The sequence below is a fragment of the Vibrio sp. Sgm 5 genome (assembly GCF_026241575.1).
Taxonomy (GTDB): domain Bacteria; phylum Pseudomonadota; class Gammaproteobacteria; order Enterobacterales; family Vibrionaceae; genus Vibrio; species Vibrio jasicida.
The window spans coordinates 1-405 of sequence record NZ_JAPHPY010000144.1; the positions used below are offsets into that span (position 1 = coordinate 1).

The 405-nt window shown below is 44.9% G+C and carries 1 pseudogene; it reads left to right on the forward strand.

From position 1 onward, the window contains the following. A pseudogene (locus tag OQJ86_RS26440) lies at positions 1–214 on the forward strand (IS110 family transposase); the annotation flags it as partial. Between the last annotated feature and the right edge of the window lie 191 nt (positions 215–405).

Genomic DNA, 405 nt, shown 5'->3' on the forward strand with positions numbered 1-405 from the left:
TAAACGAGGGAACAAACACCTTCGCGCTCTATTTATACATGGAGCGAGGTCCGTGCTATCTAGGATAGAAACAACAGGAAAAGTGTTTGGAGATTGGTTAGTCAATTTACGAGCAACAAAGCCGTTTAATGTAGTGGTAGTCGCACTTGCCAATAAGCTAGCAAGAATAGCTTGGGCGGTGTTGTACCACCGCCAAGCTTTTAAGGCTGTATAGCCATAACCAAGTTTGCAACGCCAATGAACGTGATGACAAAAACGGTCGAACGGCCAGATTAGTAACCTGATACAAAAAATAGCACCTAGTTGCTTTGGGGCTTTTAAGGATAATCTGGCGCGGATATCATCGTGGAGCGGGGAAGTTAATGTTCCCAACGTGGACTCCGAATACATTAGCGCAAACCAACT